General features: G+C 27.8%; 16 protein-coding genes and 1 pseudogene. 5 read left to right on the top strand and 12 right to left on the bottom strand.

Going from position 1 to position 17,130, the window contains the following annotated elements; all coding sequences use genetic code 11:
- Window positions 1-42: 42 nt before the first annotated feature.
- Entirely contained in the window at window positions 43-417 is a 375-nt protein-coding gene (locus FVE75_RS08780) for a DUF956 family protein (protein ID WP_147006116.1), read from the top strand.
- 205 nt (window positions 418-622) lie between these two features.
- Here the strand turns inward: FVE75_RS08780 and cobJ are convergent, their stop codons facing one another.
- The 12 genes from cobJ to FVE75_RS08720 form a co-directional block, all read right to left on the bottom strand.
- The gene (gene cobJ, locus FVE75_RS08775) at window positions 623-1,372 is read right to left on the bottom strand and encodes a precorrin-3B C(17)-methyltransferase (RefSeq protein WP_147006115.1); all 750 of its coding nucleotides are present in this window, start codon (window positions 1,370-1,372) and stop codon (window positions 623-625) included.
- A 197-nt stretch (window positions 1,373-1,569) separates the two neighbouring features.
- A complete protein-coding gene (locus FVE75_RS08770) occupies window positions 1,570-2,604 on the bottom strand; it encodes a hypothetical protein (RefSeq protein ID WP_147006114.1) in 1,035 nt (344 codons plus the stop codon).
- A gap of 60 nt (window positions 2,605-2,664) precedes the next feature.
- Window positions 2,665-3,177: an HXXEE domain-containing protein gene (locus tag FVE75_RS08765; RefSeq protein WP_147006113.1), complete on the bottom strand. Its 513-nt coding sequence runs from the start codon at window positions 3,175-3,177 to the stop codon at window positions 2,665-2,667.
- A 2-nt stretch (window positions 3,178-3,179) separates the two neighbouring features.
- Entirely contained in the window at window positions 3,180-4,193 is a 1,014-nt protein-coding gene (cbiG, locus tag FVE75_RS08760) for a cobalt-precorrin 5A hydrolase (RefSeq protein WP_147006112.1), read from the bottom strand.
- Between the two features lie 15 nt (window positions 4,194-4,208).
- Window positions 4,209-4,964, bottom strand: a complete 756-nt coding sequence (locus tag FVE75_RS08755; protein ID WP_269472180.1) for a DKNYY domain-containing protein — start codon at window positions 4,962-4,964, stop codon at window positions 4,209-4,211.
- Between the two features lie 5 nt (window positions 4,965-4,969).
- Entirely contained in the window at window positions 4,970-5,818 is an 849-nt protein-coding gene (locus FVE75_RS08750; RefSeq protein ID WP_147006110.1) for a DKNYY domain-containing protein, read from the bottom strand.
- 26 nt (window positions 5,819-5,844) lie between these two features.
- Window positions 5,845-6,612 (bottom strand): NUDIX hydrolase, encoded by a 768-nt coding sequence (locus FVE75_RS08745; RefSeq protein ID WP_147006109.1) that lies wholly within the window; start codon window positions 6,610-6,612, stop codon window positions 5,845-5,847.
- A 15-nt stretch (window positions 6,613-6,627) separates the two neighbouring features.
- A complete protein-coding gene (locus FVE75_RS08740; protein ID WP_147006108.1) occupies window positions 6,628-6,990 on the bottom strand; it encodes a DUF488 domain-containing protein in 363 nt (120 codons plus the stop codon).
- Window positions 6,991-7,325: 335 nt separating this feature from the next.
- Entirely contained in the window at window positions 7,326-8,771 is a 1,446-nt protein-coding gene (locus FVE75_RS08735) for a TrkH family potassium uptake protein (RefSeq protein WP_147006107.1), read from the bottom strand.
- A 91-nt stretch (window positions 8,772-8,862) separates the two neighbouring features.
- Window positions 8,863-10,215, bottom strand: a complete 1,353-nt coding sequence (gene trkA / locus FVE75_RS08730) for a Trk system potassium transporter TrkA (protein WP_147006106.1) — start codon at window positions 10,213-10,215, stop codon at window positions 8,863-8,865.
- Between the two features lie 22 nt (window positions 10,216-10,237).
- Window positions 10,238-11,209 carry a porphobilinogen synthase gene (hemB, locus tag FVE75_RS08725; protein WP_147006105.1) on the bottom strand — a complete coding sequence of 324 codons (972 nt, stop codon included), beginning with the start codon at window positions 11,207-11,209 and terminating at the stop codon, window positions 10,238-10,240.
- Window positions 11,210-11,253: 44 nt separating this feature from the next.
- The gene (locus FVE75_RS08720; RefSeq protein WP_021744757.1) at window positions 11,254-11,724 is read right to left on the bottom strand and encodes a precorrin-2 dehydrogenase/sirohydrochlorin ferrochelatase family protein; all 471 of its coding nucleotides are present in this window, start codon (window positions 11,722-11,724) and stop codon (window positions 11,254-11,256) included.
- A gap of 180 nt (window positions 11,725-11,904) precedes the next feature.
- Here FVE75_RS08720 and cobS point away from each other — a divergent pair.
- From cobS to FVE75_RS08700, 4 genes and pseudogenes are all read left to right on the top strand, one after another.
- Window positions 11,905-12,671 (top strand): annotated as a pseudogene (gene cobS, locus FVE75_RS08715) (adenosylcobinamide-GDP ribazoletransferase).
- A gap of 47 nt (window positions 12,672-12,718) precedes the next feature.
- Window positions 12,719-13,318 (top strand): histidine phosphatase family protein, encoded by a 600-nt coding sequence (locus FVE75_RS08710; RefSeq protein ID WP_147006104.1) that lies wholly within the window; start codon window positions 12,719-12,721, stop codon window positions 13,316-13,318.
- Between the two features lie 483 nt (window positions 13,319-13,801).
- Entirely contained in the window at window positions 13,802-15,526 is a 1,725-nt protein-coding gene (argS, locus tag FVE75_RS08705; protein ID WP_147006103.1) for an arginine--tRNA ligase, read from the top strand.
- Between the two features lie 308 nt (window positions 15,527-15,834).
- Window positions 15,835-16,998: a polysaccharide deacetylase family protein gene (locus tag FVE75_RS08700; protein WP_232052520.1), complete on the top strand. Its 1,164-nt coding sequence runs from the start codon at window positions 15,835-15,837 to the stop codon at window positions 16,996-16,998.
- Window positions 16,999-17,130 lie beyond the last annotated feature (132 nt).

Raw genomic sequence — 17,130 nt, 5'->3', positions numbered from 1 at the left:
ATTTTATGTAATAAATTTGAATTAAAGAAATGAGGAATAAAAGTGGCTATTTCGATGAATACAAAAGTGTTATTTACAACAAAGGCAAATTCTCTATCGGGAATGTTTGGAAATAAAAATGGAAATATACTTGTAGGTGACAAAGCTTTCGAATTTTATAATAACCGTAATCCCGAAGACTATATTCAGATTCCTTGGGGAGAAATTGTGAGAGTGAGAGCACAAATCTTTTTTAAAGATAAGTATATTCGTGGTTTTTTCATAGATACTAAAAGTGATGGATCGTATAATTTTGTTGTAAAAAATGCGGGAAAAACACTAAAGACAATGCGTGATTTTCTTGGAAATGAAAAAATTGTAAGAAATAAACCTGTATTGTCGCTGAAAAAAGTGTTTGAATGGTTTAAGAAGAAATAAAAATACAGATTTGAAAATAAAAATGGACTAACTTTATATGATAGTCCAATTTTTTTATTTTATAAATATAGTAAAACTAGTTTAAAACAGAACTCAAAAATTATGACTATTTTACTCAAACCCTAAATTATATAATTTCTAGCAGTTTAATTTTAAATAGGTTCGAGTATATTATCAAATTTTGTTTCTGACTTTTTAAAAAGTATTAATATTCATATTTTTTATCATAACCTCTAGGTGTAACCATTTTTCCTTTTTTAACAAATGTATTTGAATTTCCGATTAATACAATTGTAAGCATATTTATTTCAGAATCAAGCATTTTTTCAAGTGTTGTGATTTCATGCTCTTCAGTTTCACGTCCTGCATTTCTTACGATTGCAACTGGCGTGTCTTTTGATTTGTGTTTTAGCATAATTTGCTGTGCTTCTACGATTTGAGTCGTTCTTCCTTTACTTTTTGGATTGTATAAGCTTACGATGAAATCACCTTGTGCAGCTAATTCTAGACGTTTTTTTATTAGTTCCCAGTCTGTTAGAAGGTTGCTTAGGCTGATTGTTACATAATCGTGCATAATTGGAGCTCCTACGATTGCGGCTGCAGCATTTGTTGCTGTAACTCCTGCAATTACTTCAATTTCCACATCATCATTTTCTCCAATTACTTCGTACATTATTCCAGCCATACCGTATACTCCAGCATCTCCACTACTAATCAAAGCAACATTTTTACCAGATTTTGCAAGCTCTAGAACTTCAATACATCTGTCAACTTCTTTCATCATACTTGAACTTTTTATTTCAGTATTTGGGAAGTATTCCTCAATTAAGTCAGTATAAGTTTTGTAACCTACAATAATATCACTTTTTTCCATTGCCTCATAAGCCTTGAAAGTCATGTCTGCCTTTTTTCCAGGCCCAATTCCTACTACATAAATTTTTCCTTTTTTGTTCATTTTTTCTCTCCTCCTAAATTTTATTATCTAATTAATTAAAAAATTAATTTACAATTTTATTATATATTTTCAATGCTTCAAGATTTTTTATTTTTCCCTAAAAAAATAAGTTCACAATTTAATCCACTACATCCAAATATCCAATCAAAAATCTTTTTCTCCTTATCTATTCTCGTTTCGATATAGTCAAATTTTTTTTAATTAACAATTTGTTTTATTTGTTCATCATATGAAAGTGATTCAAATTTTTTTCTTTTATCTTCTAAATGAATATCGCTTTTAATAGTTTCATCTTTTTCAGAATTTTCCATAATTCTTTTAAACATTTCAGTATCTTGAAGTTTTTTTGTCAATTTTTCAAGTTTTGTAATTTCTTTTTCTGACATTTCTCCAAAAAATCCTTTTAAAGCCATTGCCATCTGAATTGTCATAACAGTCATCATTTCCTTGTTTTTATTATATTCCGCCACTTCCTTAGAAATCTTTTTATTCGCAATTTTATTTATAAAATCATTGACCATTCCTTCTGTATCCCCTGCTATTACTTTTAAAGTACCACCAGCCAAAAAAAAGATCAATTGCTCAGAATATGCTTCTTCATCAGAAATTCTGTATTTTTCTCTCAAATCTTTATTATTGAGTATTTTATCAATTTCATCCATTTTTTGCGTTATTTCGTTTATTTTTGGCTTAACCATTTTCAAATTATTATCTTCATTTATATTTTTTGATTCTTTTGACAGATACTCAAAAAAATCTATTACTTTCAAATAATACTGATTATTGCTAATACTTTTAACTTTTTCAAAATATTTATTTTTTTTATTTTTTTCTTTTGAACTGATCCAAAAATTCTTTCCCAAAAAGAAATTTTTTCTATCTTCTGAAATATCTGTTTTCAAATATTCTGAAATATACTTCTCTTTTTTAGAATCATTTTCTGTTCTAGTCAAAAAATAGAATTCTATCAATCTTTCTAAAGCAACATAATTTCTTTTATCCTTCAAATAAATTTTTTCCCATTTGTCCCTATCTTCTGTTGATACTTCTCCATCTTCGTTTTTCGTTGTAAATCCCTCTCCAGTTTCTTTATCCAATTTCACAGTTTCATCTATAATTTCCTGCTTCACACCAACTTTTGACAAATCCTGCTGGATTTTTTCCTTCATTGTTAAGGCGACTAAATTTAGATTTATTAAAAAAAGGACTATGATTAGAGATATTTTTTTCATATTATTTTCCTTTCTTAAATTTTTTAATCTATTTTTATTTAAAATATTTTTGTGATTTTTTTATTTCCACAGATACTTATCAATTTTTTTACTAATTTTATGCAAAAATATCAAATTTAAAATCATCAGAAATCCAATTATTATAACACATAAAATAAAAATAACAAAATTAATTTCTTTATTTAAAATAACATTCCAGATCATTAAAATTCCTAAAGGGAAAATTATAAAAGATGTCCGACTTCCTGGGGAAAACTTTCTATATCTAAGCGCATCATATATATGAGGTACTAAATGTGCAATATATACAATAAATAATGACAGAACTATTTCATACATCCTAAACTTGCTTGCTATAAAAAGTAATGTTGATAAAATTATAAATTCTTCGGCAATTATTAATGAAGTTGTTTCTGTAGATGGATAACTTTCCTTTTTCTTCATAAATAATTCATTTTTCATATCTTTTACAACTTTATTTTTTTCTATAAATTTTTTTAAAAAAATTATTTCTTCAAATTCGTGTATCATAAATAGCACTATTGTTATAAATGACAATTTGTATATTTTCATTCTCACATTTGCTCCTCAAAAATTGAAATTGTAACTCCTTCTAACTTCACTTTTTTCACCAAAAAGCTTCCTTTTCTACTTGAAGCCAGATAGGCACAAGGCTCGGAAACACCGTATACTCCAATTTGATTTTTTACAAATTCTGAACGTTCTTCAACTAAATCTTCTACTTTTAATATTTCTTCCTTATCAAAAAATTTAATTGGAATTCCAAGTTCTTCCATTGCATCAATAAGCCCAATTTCATCAGATTTTACCCAGGCAGATGCTGCCATTTTTATAGCGGAAAGCTCTAAATTTTGTTTATCCATCACATATTTTAATTTTTCTATAATATGCTCCTTGCTAACTCCTCTCCTGCAACCAATTCCGATAAAAATATTTTGTGGTATAACCTTTGAAATTTCAATATTTTTTCTATTTGATACAATTATTGCTCCAGCACTGTTTTCATCGTGAGATACAATGTTTTTTGGTAAATGCAGGCTAACCTTCTCTCCATTCACAATTAGCGAAGTAACTCTTTTAGCTCCTTCCAAATCTTCTAATTTTGCTTTTATTTTTTGTGAAAATGTGTCTACAGCTATTTTTCCGCCTACGTCTGAAGCAGTTGTAATTACGGGGATAGCACCGATTCCTTGTGCGATTTTCTCACATTCTTCATTTGCTCCTCCTAGATGTCCTGAAAGGAGTGAAATAACAAAATTGGCATGGTCATCAACAGTAATTACCGCAGGATCGGTATCCTTACTTTTAAATTTTCCGTCAATTATTCTCACAACAGCTCCAGTTGCTGCAACAAATATATGTAAATCATATTTATTAAATGTTTTTTCAAGCAAAATCGGCACTCTTTCATTTATAATAAATAGATTTTCGATATTTTCATTTTCAAGATTTAATAAATTAGCAACTCTTCCTGAAACATAAATATGCAAATCCTTATACACATTCTCTTTTATTCTTAAACAAGTTTTATAACCAGTTTTACTTACACAGTAAATCGCTGTTCTCATTTTTTCTCCTTTTTTCTATTTTTTTATAAATTTAATTTCTATTTTATCTTCATCAATTACGCTGCCGTTCACAATATATTCCCCATTTTTGTCTTCCAGTTCTCTTGCTGATTTCCATTTAAGAGTTGCAAAATCTATATTTTCAATTTTTTTAGTCTTTACAAAATTAAATCCTGAAAAATAATCATAAAAAATTACGAACAAATTATTCTCATCTCGAACATATATAATTTTTTCCGTTATTGGCTCTTTCATAACTTGAAATTTTTCAGGTTTTACACCTTTTAATTCAAGACCAAACAAATAAACTTTATTTTTATCTTTTCCAAAATCATCTTTATTCTCTATATTTTCAAAATATAATACTTCAAATGATTTTACATCTACATTTTGAACTTCTTGTATATCCGCATATTCTTTACTAAAATAAACTTTTTTATCGTCTTTTGTATAATAACGATTTAGCACTTTAAAATTTTTAGGATTTAATCCTTTCAGTTCTTTTACCATTTCATCTTTTCCATCCATGAAATTTATGTAATATGCTTTATTTTTATCTTTTGCATACATAAAATAATCTTTTTCATAATCTTTTACTATTTGAAAACTTTTTCCATCCACATTTAAAACCGTTCCGTCATTAGAATAAAATTGATTTTTATCTCTTACCAAATGTTCATTAATTCTTTGAAAAGTATATGGATCGGAATTTTTTATTCTTTCATTAGAATCATACAAATAATTTTTATCCCTCGCAAATCCTGCATAAATATCAATTACTTCAAAAGTTTTTGCATCTGCACCTTCAATTTTTCATTTCCTAAGTAAACATTATTTTTATCTTTTGAAAAATTCAATTCCATTGTTTTAAAACTTTTAAAATCAGCATTTTCGAGTTTATCACCTTGAAAATAAATATTATTTTTATCAAAAAAATAACTGGAATCATTATCAAAAAATTTTAATGTCTGTAAATCTATTTCTTCTTTTTTTTCTCCATAAAGATAGACATTTTTTCCATCTGTAAAAATATAATCTTTTAAAACTTTAAAGTTTTGGGGAGCTACTCCATCTATTTTTTTACCAATATAATAAACACTATTTTTATCTTTTGAATACCCTCCACCAATTAGCTGAAAAGTTTGTTTGTCAACATTTTTTAAAATTTTTGGAGACATTATCACATTATCTAAATCGACAGGAAGTCCTCCATTATATGAAAATAAAATATACACTCCGTTTTTATCTTTTAAATAAATTGAAAATTCATCTGTCATTATTTCAAGAGTTTTTACATCTATATTATCTACCTTATTCTCCCAAAAATAAAGATTATTTTTATCTTTACCCAATCCGTAACTAATTTTTGTCAATAATTTAAAACTTTTAGGATCTGCTTCATTAAGAACATTTTCTTGATAATAAACATTATTCTTATCTTTTGCATACTCACCATCTTCAAAAACTTCAAAAGTCTTTACATCAGCTTCCTCAATTTTTCTATTTATATAATAAACTTTTCCATCTTCTATTCCAAAATTTTCATTTAACTTTTTATTTTCTGAAAAAATCAGATTACTAATTAAAAATATCAATAAAAATATTTTAATAAAATTCTTTTTCATATTTTTGCGCCCCTTCCTAAAATTTTCTAAACTTCCATCCTGAATACATTAATAACGGCAGTTTCATAAGGATGAGCCTCTTTTACCAGATAATATGCCAGTTCTTCAAAATCTCTTTTTACTCTAAATCTCATTATTTTTTCATTGGCTACACTTGATTTTCCAATTTCTCCATCAAAAGGACTCCCGCCTTCCAACGTTTTCCAATGCCCAACCGCATCAGCTGTAGAATATACATCTGCATAGAATCCTTCCGTCAAAAGTGAATATTTTTGCAAGTTTTCCACAATTTTTTCCACATAATTTTCTGGCACAAAAACTTCAAAACAACTATATTTTTCCTTAAATTCCAGCTTTGAACTAACAACATTATCATTTTCATAATTTAGAGTTAAATAAAAGAATGGGGAATTTTCAAACAATAATTTCAAAAATATTTTATCGCCTTCCCACAATTTCAAATCTAAAATTTCATCTTTTGGAATCCATTTCAAATCGCCTTCATTACACTCCTTTTCTATACCGGGAAAATTAGAGCTTGTGTAAACATACATAAACAAGGGGTCGTCTTCATTATAATTAAAAATTACAATTCCACGATATTCATAACTATTTAGCGTGTATCCTGTTTCTTCCCAGACTTCACGTATTAAGCATTGTTCAGGTGTTTCGCCCTTTTCTAGTTTTCCGCCAACGCCAATCCATTTTCCTTTATTTATATCAATTTCTTTTTTATTTCTGTATAACATCAAATATTTATTATCCTTTTCAAGATAACATAATGTCGCAATCATATTTTTCTCCTATTTTTATAATTTATTTTCCAAATACTTTTTCAAAATTGGAATATGACTAATTTCAGGAGTCTTGCTTGCAAAAAGCATTGTAACATTTTTTGAAAGCAGTTCAGATTTTATTATTTTTAAAAATTTATCAAAATCAGGATTTTTTTCTAATTCATTCAGATATCCTGCTGCAAATGTCTCAAAATTAATTCTTCCTTTATGATAATCTTCCCTAAGCTCTTTTGTAGGTGTAATTTCCTTTGCCCAGTAATCAATTTTAGCATCTTCCTTTTTCATTCCCCTTGCCCACAGCCTGTCTACAAACACTCTAAATCCATCAATTTCTTCTGCTTTTTCATAAATTCTTTTCCAGTTTAGTTTATTCATTTTTAATCTTTCCTTTTTCTGAATTTATATCTTTTAGAATTATATCACATTTTTATAAAAAATGCTTTTATTTTTGTAATGAATTCAAAATTATTTTTTAAGTATGCTGTATAACCAAATGTAATAAAAATAGAAAAAAGAACAGCTAACTGTAAGTTTTGCTGTCCTTAATTCTTTTTTTAGATTTTGACTGGAATATTTATCTAAAATTAAATATTTATGTGTCATACTGTTGATTCCTGTAAATACATCTTCACCAATTGTCTATTGTAATGAACCATTATAGTATAGTCTCTTTAAAAACATTATTTTAAAAATTATCCAACTTTCTTTTTTTATTTTAATTTCCATGTTGTTGGAGAAAATAATATTAACATTGGAAAAATTTCCAGTCTTCCTGCAAGCATTCCAAAACTAAGAATTACTTTTGAGAAATTGTTTAATTCAGCAAAACTGAATGCAGGACCTACTTTTCCTAATCCAGGACCGATATTATTAAATGTGGCGGCAACAGCACTAAAAGCAGTCATAAAGTCATCTGTTGAGTAGGAAATCATTAGAAGAATTCCTCCAAAAACTAGTGAATAGACTAAAAAATATACTGCAATACTTTTTTGCATAGCTGAATTTACTGGCTTATCATCATATTTTACTGTAACTACACGATTTGGACTTATCATTTGGACAATTTCAGCAAAATAGATTTTTACCATTAATACAACTCTTGATATTTTCAGTCCTCCAGCTGTAGAGCCTGCACATGCTCCAAAAAACATTAGGATAAGCAAGATAACTTGTGAAAATAACGGCCATTTTCCAAAATCAGCTGTAGAATATCCAGTTGTTGTTATGACTGAGGAAACTGAGAAAAATACATCTCTTATACAGTTCCATATGGAGCCGTATGTCTGATATATATTGAAAACTATTAGCGTAATTGCTCCAAAAACTATTAGTAAATAATATTTTAATTCTTCATTTTTAAAGATGTCTTTTATTTTTCCGATTAAAATAAAATAATAAATATTAAAGTTTACTCCAAATACTATCATTCCAATTCCAAGTATTATTTCGACATAAGGGTTATTGTATGGTAAAATGCTACCATTTCTTACTCCAAATCCTCCTGTTCCTGCGGTACCAAATGCAAGAAGAGTAGACTCAAATAGATTAAGTCCGCCAAACATTAATAAAATTATAAGAACGATTGTCATAACAATATAAATTTTATAAAGCATTCTGGCTGTTGTTGATAGTTTTGAAACTAATTTTCCAAATGTTGGACCAGGCACTTCAGCTTTCATTACATGAACTGATGTTGCAGAACTTGGAAAAATTGCAAGTGCTAGAACTAGAACTCCCATTCCACCAACAAAATGGGTAAAACTTCGCCAAAATAAATTAGAATGGCTAATTTTGCTAAGATCTGGTATTATGCTAGATCCAGTTGTTGTAAAACCGCTTACAATCTCAAAAAACGCATCTATAAAAGAAGGGATTTCCTTTGTAAATACAAATGGAAATGCACCAAAAATAGACATCAAAATCCAAGATAAAGAAACTATTATATAGCCTTCCCTACCTTGAATCCGTTCATCTTCAGGAAGCTTCATAGAGAGAAGAAAACCTATTGCTAGAAGAAGAAGTATTACAGAACCATAAGCAATTTTATATTTTGCATTTTCGTTGTATAAAAAACTTATAATTAAAGGTAATACCATTAATCCAGCTTCAAGTATAAGTATTTTTCCAGTTATAAAACCTATCATTCTTTTATTCATTTTTACTCCTTAAATTAATATAATCGATTTTTTTTATTTAAGTGAATTTGGACTTAAATTTTAGATGCGAATATATTTAAATTTTACAGTTTTATTCTAAAATATCGTCAAAATCTTCGATAGAAGATGCTATTGCTACAATCATTACGCTGTCATTGTTTTTGATAGCATCATTTCCTCCCGGAAAAATCATTTTATTATCCCGCAATATACTTACAATCAATATTCCTTTTTTTAATTTTAAATCTTTTAGCGGAACATTAACAGCGGCACTATTTTCATTGATTTCGAAAGTAATAAATTCCACCTGGTTTTCTAGCCTGTATAAAAAACTCATTGTGGATCCTCGCATATCTGTTTTTGATCTTACAACTCTTATTATCATGTCAGAAATAACTTTTTTGGGCACAACCGTCGATGTTCTAGTATTGTTTTCAAGTATAGGAAGTAGCAATGTTCTGTTCATTTTTGTAATTAACTTAGAATTTGTTATGGAGTTTACAAACATTGAAATAACAACATTTTCTTCATCACTATCTGTAAGAATTACAGTTGCATCATAGTTATTTATTCCTTCCTGTACTAAGAATTCCTGATCGGCTTCATCTCCTTTTATTACAATTGCTTTTGGATAAGCTTCACTCAGTTTTTCTGCACGTGTTCTATCATTTTCTATGACTTTTACCTTGTTTTTGTTTTCAATAAGTTTTCCAATTAAATAATGAGAAATTGTTCCTCCACCTATAAGCAGTGTAGATCCGATTTTTAAGTTGCTTTGTTCAATTCTGTCATAAAATTTATGAACTGCTTCTATAGAACCTGCAACATAGACAACATCTCCTTCCAGGATAGTAAAATCTCCAGTTGGAATAAAGACATTTTCATCTCTTCTGACAGCGCAGATAATAACTTTGTCTTTTGTGCTAAATTCAAGGTTTTTTAACTGTGTCCCATTCAGAAAACTATTTTTTTCAACTTTTATTGAAATAAAGCTGGCTTTTTGTCCAAAAAAGTTTTCTACACTTAAGGCAACTGGGAACATTAGTTTATTTGCAATGCTTTTGGCAGTTTCCATTTCGGGATTTATCATAAGGGAAATTCCAAGTCCTTCCCTTACAAATTGCATATTTGAACTGTATTCAGGATTTCTTACTCTTGCTATAGTAAATTTTGAACCAATTTTTTTTGCTATTATTGAAGAGATTATGTTTAGCTCATCTGATTCTGTTGCAGCAATAAAAATATCGGCACTGTCTGCACCAGCTTCAAGTAAAGTCTCATAAGACTCTCCATTTCCTACAAGCCCAGTTATATCGTAAGTTTCTACAAGCTTATTTAATACTTTTTCTTCTTTCTCAATTAAAATGACATCGTTACCTTCAGCTGAAAGTTCGCTACAAAGCGATTCACCAACGACACCAGCTCCTGCTATAACTATTTTCATATTTTTTCTCTTTCTTGTTTTTTTATTTATTTTCTAAATATTTTGAAATTTCTTTTGCATAATAAGTAATGATAGCGTTTGCTCCAGCTCTTTTCATCGCGTACATCTGTTCCATGACAATTTTCATTTCATCAATCCATCCATTTTCAGCTGCAGCTTTTACCATTGAATATTCTCCAGAGACGCTGTAAGCTACGATTGGGATTTCAAATTTATCACTTACCTTTTTTATAACATCAAGATATGCCATTGCAGGCTTCACAATTATAATATCTGCTCCTTGACGTAAATCTTCAGCAACTTCGTCTATCGCATCTTTTGAATATTGAAAATTCATCTGGTAAGACTTTCTATCTCCAAATTGAGGAGCTGAATCTGCTGCATCTCTAAAAGGTCCATAAAATGCTGATGAATATTTTACTGAATAAGCCATTACCGGAATATTTTCAAAATTATTTTGAGCTAAAACATTGGAAATTTTTTCCACACGTCCATCCATCATGTCTGAAGGTGCTACAATATCTGCTCCAGCCTTTGCGTAGGAGAGTGCTGTTTTTCCAAGAACTTCTAAAGTTTCATCATTTTTTACATAACCATTTTCATCAAGAATACCACAATGACCATGACTTGTATATTCACAGCAGCAAATATCACAGATTACAAGAAAATTGTCATATTTTTCTTTTATAAATCGAACTGCATTCTGAATAATACCGTTTTCATTGTAGGCTTCTGTTGCACAGGCATCCTTTTTTTTAGGAATTCCAAAAAGCAAAATCGAATTTATTCCCAATTTTACCAGTTCATCCAGTTCTTCAGAAAGCCTGTCAATAGAGTATCTAAAAATTCCTGGCATTGAAGGGATTTCGTTCTTGATATTTTCTCCCTCTTCAATAAAAATTGGATAAATCAAATCTTCCTTTGAGACATAAACATCTTTTACAAGATTTCTTATCACTTCATTTTTTCGTAATTTTCTATGTCTTTTAAACATTTTTGTTCACCTTTTTTCATTTTGTTATTTTAAAGTTTAAACATTTATTTTTCTATTTTGTCAAGAACTTTTTGAATTTCACTTTTCATAGCACGTGAACGTTTGCAGTTTTTACCGCTCGTAGAAATTGCAATTTGAAATTCGCTGTTTTTTACAATTCCTCCAAACATTGCGTTCATTTTAGTTTTTGAAGATGCGTTGTTAATTAGTATCTCTTTAGAATCACAAACTTGTGCTATATTTTCATTCAGCTGTTCATCATCTGTAGCTGAAATAACTAGAAAGAAATCTTTTACAAGTTTTTCAATTTCATCTTTATTGTTTTCGATTTTCTTGTTATCTTCTATTTTTAAATTTTTTAGTTCTAATATACTTTGCTCTTTAATGTTATCAGTAACAACAGTAACATCAGCTCCGTACTCTAAAACTTTTTTGATTTTTTTTAGTGCAACTTTTCCACCTCCAATAACAAGAACTTTTTTATTTTCCAAGTTTATAAATAATGGAAACCACATATTTTAATGCTCCTTTCACTTTTTTCTGATGACAATAGGATAACATATTATAAGTAGAAAAACAAGCGATTTATAACATAATATTTTTTTCACTAAAAATATAGAAATAACGTGATTTTTTTTTACAAAAATGATAAAATATAGAAAAATTTCTAAAAATAAAATACGGGGAGCTTTATTATGAAATACATAAAAAATTTTTTTGAACAATTCATTATCTTAATCCAATTTATGACACGTATTCCAATACCAATAAAAGTAGAGTATAGTGAGAAAAAATTAGGAAAGTCAATTAAATTTTTTCCATTGGTTGGCTTAATCATTGGCTTAATTTTATATTTTTCAAATTTTTTAATTACAGTCTATCTAAAAATATTTTTTATAATAAAGTGATAATTGCTGTACTTATTATAATTATAGAAATTTTAGCTGTTGGAATAATCCACATTGATGGACTTGCTGATACTTTTGATGGGCTTTTTAGCTATGCTAAGAAAGAAAAAATGCTGGAAATTATGAAAGATTCAAGAATTGGTACAAATGGAACAGTTGTATTAATTTTATATTTCATTACAAAAATTACTATAATTTCTGAAATTATCACAATAAACCCGAAATATCTAATAATTTTTCCAATCATTGCAAGACTTTCAACATCAGTAAATGCTGGTCTTTCTGACTATGCTAGAAAATCTGGAATGAGTAATGCCATAATTTCTGAAAATGGTATTTTTGAAGTGATTTTTTCACTTATTTTGACAAATGCTCTAGTATTTCTTATAATTGGAACAAAAGGTGGCATTGCTTTATTTATCGCACTTCTGTTTATAATTCTGTTTATGCTTAATGTACGAAAAAAGATTGGCGGGATAACTGGCGATACAATGGGAGCTTCTCTTGAATTAACATCAATATTAGTACTATTTTTAGGGATTGTTTTACGATAACTAAATAAAATACAGTAAAAATAAAGATAACCAAAGAGGAGAATAAAATGACAGAAATATTATTTATAAGACACGGTGAAACTGACTATAATAAGAAACATTTGTATTACGGACATCTAAATCCAAGCTTGAATACAACAGGAATAAATCAGTTAAAAAATACGAAAAAAAAACTTAAAGAACTGAGTGAAAAAATAGATATAATATTTTCAAGTGACTTAAATCGATGTAGAGAAAGTTTAGAACTTTTGGAAATTGACAAAAATATAAAAAAGAATTTTTCTGAAAATTTGAGAGAACTGAATTTTGGGATACTTGAAGGGAAAACTTACAAAGAGATAGAAAAAGAGTTCCCACATTATATCAATGAAATGAAAAATAACTGGAGAAATTTTAAGGCAGAAGGTGGAGAAAGCCTTTCTGATTTGCAAAAACGAATTGTGAAAAAAATTGAGAAAATAAAGAAAGATTATCAAAACAAAAGAATACTTATTATAGCTCATGCGGGAGTTATCCAATCCTTAATTAGCTATTATCTATTCTGCAATTTGGATGGATACTGGAAATTTAAGATAGATAACGGAAGTATTACAAAAATGACTGTTATGGATGACGGATTTATTTATTTTAATTATATTAATAAATAAAATATCAATTTTTTATAGTTTTATTTTTAATATTTATCTGAATAATTTTAATCAACTAAAATTTATGTTATAATATATTAACTCCGAATGTTAGGAGATGAATAAAGATGAGAGTAAAAGAAACTATCAAAATTCTTTTACTAATTTTACTGGAACTATTGAGATACTTAATTGAAAAATTCCTGTAAAAGAAAAAGAGAGTGGTGCAACACTCTCTTTTTTTATCTCCAAATGTTAGTTAGTTTTACGAAATAATTATATCACATAAGTTGTTTTAAATCAACTAAATTATTTTTAAAATTTTATAAATCTGTAAATTTAATTAAATGTAACAAAAAGTAAAAATAATATAAAAATAAACTCTTCAAATTTTATTAAATTTGTTATATAATATTCAAGTAAATATTTTTTAATAAAAGGATTATGCGTTATCCTAAAATTAACGTAAATCTATGAAAGGAAGGGAAAAAAGTTTTTAAGATAATGGAATTGTTGACAATAAAGTTAAAAAAATTATTTTCAGAAAATATAAATAATATTTTTGGTGCTGATTATACAGAAAAAGTCGATATTCAAAATTCCACAAAAAGAGAATTTGGAGATTTTCAGACAAATTTTGCGATGGTTAGTTCAAAATTAATTGGTAAAAATCCACGAGAGATTGCAAGTACACTTGTAGATAATTTTAAAGAAAATGATATTATTGAAAAGTTGGAAATTGCAGGGCCAGGATTTATTAATATTTATTTGAAAAATAACTTTTTGAATGAAGAATTAAAAAAAGTGGAAAATGAAAAATATGATTTTTCTTTTTTAAATACAGATAAAACTATAATAATTGATTATTCTTCACCTAATATTGCTAAGAGAATGCACATTGGACATTTGAGAAGTACAATTATTGGGGATTCCATCAAGAGAACTTTACAATTTTTAGGTTTTCATACACTTGCTGACAATCATATTGGTGATTGGGGAACACAATTTGGAAAACTCATTGTAGCTTATAAGAATTGGCTGAATAAGAAGTCCTATGAAGAAGATCCGATTGGTGAACTGGAAAGAATTTATGTGCAGTTTTCTGATGAAGCTAAAAAAAATCCTGCTTTGGAGGATGAGGCTCGTGAAGAACTGAAAAAATTACAGCTTGGAGATGAAGAAAATCAAAAATTGTGGAAGGAATTTATAGATATTTCACTAAAAGAATACAATAAAATTTATGATAGGCTTGGTGTGAACTTCGACTATTATTATGGTGAATCGTTTTACAATGATATGATGCCAGCTGTACTGGAAGAATTGAAGGAAAAAGGTATTGCACGTGAAGATCAGGGAGCGTTGGTTGTGTTTTTTGAAAATGACAAGCTGCCACCTGCAATTGTGCAGAAAAAAGACGGAAGTTTCTTATATACAACTTCTGACCTGGCTACAATGAAATTTAGAAAAGATGAATTAAATGTAGACGAAGCTGTTTACCTAACTGACGATAGGCAGCAAAATCATTTTAAGCAGGTTTTTGAAATTGGAGAAATGCTTGGAGAACCTTATAATTACAAAAAGACTCATGTTGTATTTGGAATTATGAGATTTGGTGATGGAATGATTTTTTCTTCTAGAAGTGGAAATATAATAAGACTTGTTGATTTGCTGGATGAGGCAAAAACTCAAGTTAAAAAGGTAATTGATGAAAAAAATCCGAATATTCCAGAAGAAGAAAAAGAAAAAATTGCTGAAATTGTGGGAAGTGGAGCTATAAAATACTTTGATTTGAGCCAGAATAGGACTTCTGATATAACATTTACTTGGGACAAGGTACTTAGTTTTGAAGGTAATACAGGACCTTATTTACAATATACTTATGTACGGATTATGTCTATTTTCAGAAAATTGAAGGAAGAAAATATCAATGTTGAAAATAAAGATATTATTTTGGAAAATATGAATTGTGTTGAGCGTGAATTAGTAGTTGAGCTTCTAAGATTTCCACAAACAGTTGTAAAATCTTATGAAAGTCATCGTCCAAACATAATAGCGGATTATTTATTTGACATAGCAAAATTATTTAATAATTTCTATAATTCAAATTCTATTCTAAAGGAAGAAAATAAAAAAGTTATGGATGCACGAATTTTGCTGGCTGAAAAAACCGCATTTATTTTAAAGGAAGGACTCGGTCTTCTTGGAATAAATACAGTAGATAGAATGTAAAACCTATTGATATAATTCTTATAAAAATTAATAATAAAGTTATATTTACTAAAAAAGAGAAACAAATTAATCAAAAAACAATTTTGATTTAATGGTGGTTTAATGATTATGGTGTATACTATACTCAGATTGATTAAAAGATCTGAAACCTCAATTAACCCCCCCTTTTATGAGACCTCTTTTTTAAGAGGTCTTTTTTACTATTATACAATTAATTTTAATATTTAGTTTAAAAATATTAAAATAATAGTTTTTAAAAATAAAAAATAAAAAAATTAATAAACAAAAAATAGAAAAGAGGAGAAAAAATGGCAAAACAACAACAATTTCTTTATGATTATAGAGATGATCATGATGGTAAGAATAATGGAAAATTAACAACAACAGCAATTGTTCTACTTGTTATTTCAATACTGTTAGTTGCATTTTCACATTTTGTGTTAATCAAACAAAAAGAGAAATTTAAAAAGGAAATTCCATTATTAAAGGAGAATAAACAAAAATTGGAAAAAGAAGTAGAAGCTCTTGATGGTAATATAAAACATAATGATGAGGTTGAAAAGGAAATTGAAGAATTAAGCGAATTAGCACAAATAAGAAATGAGAGGGATACAAACATGAAAAAAACATTTTCGTTTATTGGAATATTAGTAGCTATTGCTGGATTTTTATATGCAGGAGTACATATTTTTGGAACAACTTCAAAATATATGGAATATCATAGTTTAAAATCAAATGTAAAAAAATTATCGGAAGAAAAGGATAAAAAAAATGCTGAATTAGCTGCAGTCACTAAAAAAAGTGCAGATGTGAAAGCGCAATATGAAAAACTGAAAGCTGACAAAAAAATAAAAACAGTTTATTTAACATTTGACGATGGACCTTCAGGACATACAGATCAAATACTTGAGATTTTGAAGAAAAATAACATAAAAGCAACATTCTTTGTAATTGGAATTGGGAAAAATTATAATGACTATAAAAAAATAATTGATCAAGGGCATGTACTTGGATTACATACTTATTCACACGAATATAAAGAAGTTTACGCAAATGAAGAAAGTTTCTTTAAAGATCTTTATAAAATAAGAGATGCTGTAAAATCAACAACAGGTTTAGATGTTAAAATAACAAGATTTCCAGGTGGATCAAGTAATGCAAAAGCTTCAAAAGCTTTAAAGACAGCTATAATTAATAGAATGACAAAAGAAGGGTATGTATACTTTGACTGGAACTGTGATTCAACAGATGCTTCTGGAAATAATGTTCCTGTAGAAAAACTTGTTAAGTATGGTATATGTACAACACATCCTGATATTAATGTTTTAATGCATGATACAAATGCTAAAAAAACAACAGTTCAGGCTCTGCAAAGAATAATAGATGGATATAGAAAAGCTGGTTATACATTTGAAACATTAAATGTAAATAGTCCTAAAATTCAACACGTTAAACAACCTGAAATGAAATAACTAAGTAAAAAAAAAGTAATTAAACATTAAAAATATGATATAATGTAGAAGTTGTTTAAACTTTAAAATTAATCCTTTTAAATGTTAAACACTATAACAACTTGATGTTATAAAAATTTTATTTAAGGAGAA

The organism is Leptotrichia hongkongensis (genome assembly GCF_007990635.1).
GTDB classification, from domain to species: Bacteria; Fusobacteriota; Fusobacteriia; order Fusobacteriales; family Leptotrichiaceae; genus Leptotrichia; species Leptotrichia hongkongensis.
Note: the sequence above shows the minus strand (reverse complement) of the source record. Positions and strands in the feature narration are given on the sequence as shown.

Bases quoted from the DNA above. Each gene is read 5' to 3' on its own strand.
- hemB (WP_147006105.1), bottom strand. From the start codon at position 11,209: ATGTTTAAAAGACATAGAAAATTACGAAAAAATGAAGTGATAAGAAAT.
- cobJ (WP_147006115.1), bottom strand. From the start codon at position 1,372: ATGAACAAAAAAGGAAAAATTTATGTAGTAGGAATTGGGCCTGGAAAA.
- cbiG (WP_147006112.1), bottom strand. From the start codon at position 4,193: ATGAGAACAGCGATTTACTGTGTAAGTAAAACTGGTTATAAAACTTGT.
- FVE75_RS08765 (WP_147006113.1), bottom strand. From the start codon at position 3,177: ATGAAAATATACAAATTGTCATTTATAACAATAGTGCTATTTATGATA.
- FVE75_RS08745 (WP_147006109.1), bottom strand. From the start codon at position 6,612: ATGATTGCGACATTATGTTATCTTGAAAAGGATAATAAATATTTGATG.
- FVE75_RS08700 (WP_232052520.1), top strand. From the start codon at position 15,835: ATGGCAAAACAACAACAATTTCTTTATGATTATAGAGATGATCATGAT.
- FVE75_RS08710 (WP_147006104.1), top strand. From the start codon at position 12,719: ATGACAGAAATATTATTTATAAGACACGGTGAAACTGACTATAATAAG.
- FVE75_RS08735 (WP_147006107.1), bottom strand. From the start codon at position 8,771: ATGAATAAAAGAATGATAGGTTTTATAACTGGAAAAATACTTATACTT.
- trkA (WP_147006106.1), bottom strand. From the start codon at position 10,215: ATGAAAATAGTTATAGCAGGAGCTGGTGTCGTTGGTGAATCGCTTTGT.
- FVE75_RS08740 (WP_147006108.1), bottom strand. From the start codon at position 6,990: ATGAATAAACTAAACTGGAAAAGAATTTATGAAAAAGCAGAAGAAATT.
- argS (WP_147006103.1), top strand. From the start codon at position 13,802: ATGGAATTGTTGACAATAAAGTTAAAAAAATTATTTTCAGAAAATATA.
- FVE75_RS08720 (WP_021744757.1), bottom strand. From the start codon at position 11,724: ATGTGGTTTCCATTATTTATAAACTTGGAAAATAAAAAAGTTCTTGTT.
- FVE75_RS08770 (WP_147006114.1), bottom strand. From the start codon at position 2,604: ATGAAAAAAATATCTCTAATCATAGTCCTTTTTTTAATAAATCTAAAT.
- FVE75_RS08750 (WP_147006110.1), bottom strand. From the start codon at position 5,818: ATGAAAAAGAATTTTATTAAAATATTTTTATTGATATTTTTAATTAGT.